Below are 4,640 nucleotides of genomic sequence, written 5' to 3'. Positions count from 1 at the left end.
CACGCGCCGAGCAGATCGGCGTGAGCAAAGTCACAAATGTCGGCCAGACCTCGCTGGAGAGCGTGGGAAAAACAAAGAAGCAGACGGTTGGCGAGCGCTACGAAATTACCGTCGGCAAGGCGATCCTTAGTCAGACTGAAAATCACACAATGATCGCCAGTGATAAGATTGTCTTGGCGGCACCAGGTGGTGTCATTGAGATCAACAAGAATGGCGTCTTCATCAAAGCGACGAAGTTCGAGGTGAAATCGAATTCCATTAATTTCAAGCGTGGCAGCGCGGGAAAGAATACCAACAAACCGTTTGCTGAAGATTGCTCGAAAAAATAGGGGGTTTCGTGCCGCTTCACGACAAAACTCGGAAAATCCTTGTTGATACCCTACTTGGCCAATCTGACGCAGGGGAACTTGGGATCCTGTACGCCGTGATTGACGCATCTCGCTCACCAATGACGATTCCGGCTGCGCTTCAGGCAATGACAGACAAAGTAGCCTGCCTCTACCGGGGGCAGGCATTAGAGGAGTTTGGCGACGACACTGCCTGGGTGGCTGCGATAAATCTGGATGAAAGTGTTCTCGACTGGCTGATCGATAATGGGTTCGGCAAGCGATGGTCGATATTCCTGCGGTCTTCCTTGCAGCTTGCCGACATTGTCAGGCACCTCCGGAAGTTTACGGTAATCCAGGACGATCAAGGAACAACGCACTTCTTCCGCTTCTACGATCCCCGTACGCTCAGGCAGTACCTTCCCGTTTTTACGACCGAGCAAAGAACTGCCTTCTTCAGAGGTGTCCATACCTGGTATTGCGAGAACGATGTCAGGCCGAATGAGTTGTTGAAATTCTCTACAAATGGTGACTCGCTGCTCCGCGAGGCTATCTCGCTGGTGCCAACGCAAGGCACCGTGTGCGCAATCGACTAGTTCGAAAGGAAGTAAGATGATCATTAAGTTCGATCCGCAGCAGATGAATGCGCTGCTCCGCGACGACGACGATTTCGTCGATTACTTCACCAAAGAAATCATCCCTAAACATCTGCCAGCTTTTGCCGATATGGCACCATCGCCCGCAGCCGCTGAAATGACGCGATGGGGACGGCGTTATGCTGAACACTTCGGCTTTGTCGACCCAATCTATCAGGTGCAGTTCGTTGTACTCATGTGGCGCATCGGTCCCGACTTCTTTCTGTTTGAACCCTACAGGACAATCCTTGCGGATCGCAGCCAATCCGAGGAGCGACGGATGGAGCGCTGCAATCTCGAGCCGACGATGGGGGAGGAAGGAAACGCAATTGCGCGCAGCAAAAATGATTACTGGTTTCCGCAGTATATGAAGAACAACATGCTTGGCGTGCCCTATGACGATATTGAGGAACAATATCTCGAGGAAGTCGAGCGCAGGCAGAGGGATGCTCAATGAGTCAACACCTCAACGATCTCGTCAACGTTCCAGATTCGCGAGAACTGGAACTTGCCCGCGCAGATGTCGATATGCTCAACCAACGCTATACTGCCATTGCAAAAGAAGCGGGTTGGCTGGCGGCATCATCCGTGCCCGTTGTCGGAGGGTTTGTAGATGCCGCCAGTGCTATTGGCAATGCATGGTCTGGAAATTGGGCCGATGCCGGCCTTGATCTCGTTGGACTGGTTCCTTTTTGGGGCGATGCAGCAAAGGCCGGCGCTAAAGGCACCAAAATCGCGCGTTATGCAGAGAAACTGTATAGTCAGGTTGCCGCCGCGCAACGCAAGGTCAGGTCTCTGGAAGAACATGTAAGAAAGACAACCGCTGCATCAAAGTACTGGTCATCAAAGCGCGGAGAAGCCTACAGAAAGCTTCAGGAAGACCTCAAAAGGTGCAAAACAAAGGAATGTCGCCGGAAAAAGGTTGATGAGTACAATGACGGTGGAAAGTACAAAAATATTCCTCGCGGAGGGAAATGGTCGGGTGAGCCCGGAAATAGTAAGTGGACACCTGAACCGGGAACGCCCGCCGCTGAGGCACTTGATAAATACAAGCAAACCGGTATCGACTATCGCAATGGTAAGCCGGATTTCTCACCTTTCATTAAAAAAGGCGCAGACGGGCGGCCGATTGAGGCGCGCATTCCTAACATGAAGGGCGATCTACTTCGTGGAGAGAATGGTGACGTTGGCCAGGCGCTGTCCCAAGTTCGGGAGCGCTATCCCAATTGGACCAAGGCTGATGAACGCGGTTTCACGTGGCACCATAATGAAGATACGTCCACTATGCAGTTGATCGATTCCCGCATTCATAACACGCGAAACGGTGGTGCGGCGCACAGCGGCGGGGCGTCGGCGGTCGAAGATCCCGCCTACTGAGAACCAACGGAGGATATAATGGCAACTTTGGATAAAGCCATCGCTCATTTGAAGGAACAGTCCGGTCTCATCGTGATCGATTCTACTACATGGAGCGATGCCGATTTCCGATCCTACGAAGAAGCCACCGGATTGAGAATCCCCACGCAGCTTGAAGAGGTGTTGCGGCGCGTCGGTCATTGCGTGGTGGAGGAGAACGATGCGTTTTTGGTGCAGTGTGAGGACGGCTCCAGAGCCCCACATGAAAGCCAGATCCTAGTGTCGGAGCATGAGCAGTTCATCACCATGCACCGCATGTTCATTTCACAAAGCCCTTGGGTCGAACAGTTCACTTTGCCTATGGTTTTCTTTGGCACAGCCGATGCGGGTCATTCCTACCTCCTGATGGACGGAAAGAATCGAGATAATGGTGCAGTATACTTCTGGGAAAGGGCAACAGACCCCTTCGGCACGGGCAACAACGCCAAGGGCGTTGTAAAAGTCGCTGACAGCCTCCCTGAATTTTTCTTTAGTCTTACTTCCGCAGAAAATCTCTGAGGGTACACAGGATTTGACATGCTGGGCCTGCACAAGAAGTGGCGATCGACTTTCATGGAGCATTGGCCGGACGAAGTAATTGCGCTCGGTCTGCCAATGGAGCAGCTAATGTTGTCCGAGCAGGATCGATTGGCTATCGGTGCACGTACGGCAGCCTTCCGCGAAATCTTCGAGATTGACGAAATTCCGTCGTTCAGTGATGGCTTCTACGCTGCAGTTGATGAGAAGACTAGAGTATTTCCATTTGGTGGACACGCCCGTCTCGGTGGCTGCAGCTTCAAGAAGCCTGGACATTTTCAGAAATCGCCGATCTTCAATAGCCGAGATCTTGCGCCGCATATCCTGCAAGAGAATGCCCGGGTGGCTGGCCTGCTTGCAAGCTCGCTGCAGGACAATTTCGAAGTCGGTCTTTTCATTCGTCCCTGGCATCCGATTCCCCAATGGACCGAATTCAGGCTATTCATGAAGAACCGTGCATTCATCGGTGCATCACAATATTTCCACATGACCGTCTTTCCGGAAATTGAAGCCAACGCCGGGCCTATCGCTACGGCACTGATCGACTTTACAAAAAGCTTTCTTTCCGTCTCCCATGTCGATGACGGAATTGTTGATGTGTTCGTCGAAAAGATCGACGATACGGATTGGCGCGCAGTTCTTATTGATATCAACCCTATGATCTGGCGTGCCGATGCCTGCCTGTTTCGGTGGCAGAATGGCGGCGACTTTGATGGCGGTTTGCGATTCCGCGGGAGTAGCGGACGTATACTTTCGATGGCCCCGTTACCTTTTGCGGGAACATCCACACACTTTTAAGGAAAAGAAACTATGGCTGGAAAAGCTACTACCCTTAAAGGGCACATGCATATCTGCCCCATGGTTGATCCGGGTCCGAAGTATCACGTCGGAGGACCAGTCGTGTCGACGCAGCAGAGTTTTGTGACGGTTGAGGGTGTTCCGATTGCAACGGTGGGAGACAGTCTTCTTTGCACCGGTGTCCCGACCACTTCGGATCGGATAACCGGAGGCTCAGCCATCGCAAAGATAGAGGGCAAGGCAGTAGCGCGGCTAGGCGATCCTTGCGCTCACGGCGGCTCGCTCGTTCAGGGCGAGTCTTGGATCACCTTCGAGTAATTCTGCATTAATCAGCGAATCGGCTATCTGCTAAGTCGTCCATTTACCGAAGCGTGGATGGCGTCGTGGAATGTAGGGCCATGACAGACTGTGATCCCCTCACCCCGCATCGCGAGACCAGACGCCCTCGGATCGAAGGCACGCAGGTGGCGATTGTTGCAGGCCCCGAGGGCGAAGAGATCCACCCGGATCAATATGGCCGCATCAAGCTGTGGTTTCCTTGGGATCGCAAGGCGAAGAAGGACGGCTCCGACACCTGCTGGGTGCGGGTGGCGCAAAGCTGGGGCGGCGGCACCTGGGGTTCACAGATCATCCCGCGCATCGGCATGGAGGTCATGGTTGCCTTCGTCGATGGCGATCCGGATCGCCCGCTGGTCATCGGCGTCGTGCCAAACCCGGCAAACGCCGTGCCCTATGATCTGCCGGCGAACAAGACGCGCATGGTTCTGCGCTCCAATACCCACAAGGGCCAGGGTTTCAACGAGATCAGCTTTGAGGATGAGGCGGGCAAGGAGAACCAGTTCTTCCATGCCCAGAAGGATCAGACAACACGGGTGTTGAACGACCGCACCAAGCGCATTGATCGTCATGAGGTGGCCTCCATCGGCGGCAATCGGGCTGTGGAAGTCTC

General features: G+C 53.6%; 6 protein-coding genes and 2 pseudogenes. All 8 read left to right on the top strand.

The window, feature by feature from the left end; translation table 11 throughout:
* Positions 1 to 329 (top strand): annotated as a pseudogene (locus ACFSE1_RS19195) (type VI secretion system tip protein VgrG); the annotation flags it as partial.
* Between the two features lie 8 nt (positions 330 to 337).
* Complete coding sequence (locus ACFSE1_RS19190) at positions 338 to 922, top strand: DUF4123 domain-containing protein (protein ID WP_377405203.1); 585 nt, start codon at positions 338 to 340, stop codon at positions 920 to 922.
* A gap of 16 nt (positions 923 to 938) precedes the next feature.
* Positions 939 to 1,418: a hypothetical protein gene (locus ACFSE1_RS19185; protein WP_377405200.1), complete on the top strand. Its 480-nt coding sequence runs from the start codon at positions 939 to 941 to the stop codon at positions 1,416 to 1,418.
* A complete protein-coding gene (locus tag ACFSE1_RS19180) occupies positions 1,415 to 2,338 on the top strand; it encodes an HNH endonuclease (protein ID WP_377405197.1) in 924 nt (307 codons plus the stop codon). Before ACFSE1_RS19185 ends, ACFSE1_RS19180 begins: the two co-directional genes overlap by 4 nt.
* An 18-nt stretch (positions 2,339 to 2,356) precedes the next feature.
* Positions 2,357 to 2,875: an SMI1/KNR4 family protein gene (locus tag ACFSE1_RS19175; protein WP_377405195.1), complete on the top strand. Its 519-nt coding sequence runs from the start codon at positions 2,357 to 2,359 to the stop codon at positions 2,873 to 2,875.
* A gap of 18 nt (positions 2,876 to 2,893) precedes the next feature.
* On the top strand, positions 2,894 to 3,691 hold the full coding sequence (locus tag ACFSE1_RS19170) for a cell division cycle protein 123 family protein (protein WP_377405192.1): 798 nt from the start codon (positions 2,894 to 2,896) through the stop codon (positions 3,689 to 3,691).
* A gap of 12 nt (positions 3,692 to 3,703) precedes the next feature.
* Positions 3,704 to 4,009 carry a PAAR domain-containing protein gene (locus ACFSE1_RS19165; RefSeq protein ID WP_377405189.1) on the top strand — a complete coding sequence of 102 codons (306 nt, stop codon included), beginning with the start codon at positions 3,704 to 3,706 and terminating at the stop codon, positions 4,007 to 4,009.
* 95 nt (positions 4,010 to 4,104) lie between these two features.
* Positions 4,105 to 4,640, top strand: a pseudogene (gene tssI / locus ACFSE1_RS19160) (type VI secretion system tip protein TssI/VgrG); the annotation flags it as partial.

This window comes from Affinirhizobium helianthi (assembly GCF_042680945.1).
Classification (GTDB): domain Bacteria; phylum Pseudomonadota; class Alphaproteobacteria; order Rhizobiales; family Rhizobiaceae; genus Neorhizobium; species Neorhizobium helianthi.
Note: the sequence above shows the minus strand (reverse complement) of the source record. Positions and strands in the feature narration are given on the sequence as shown.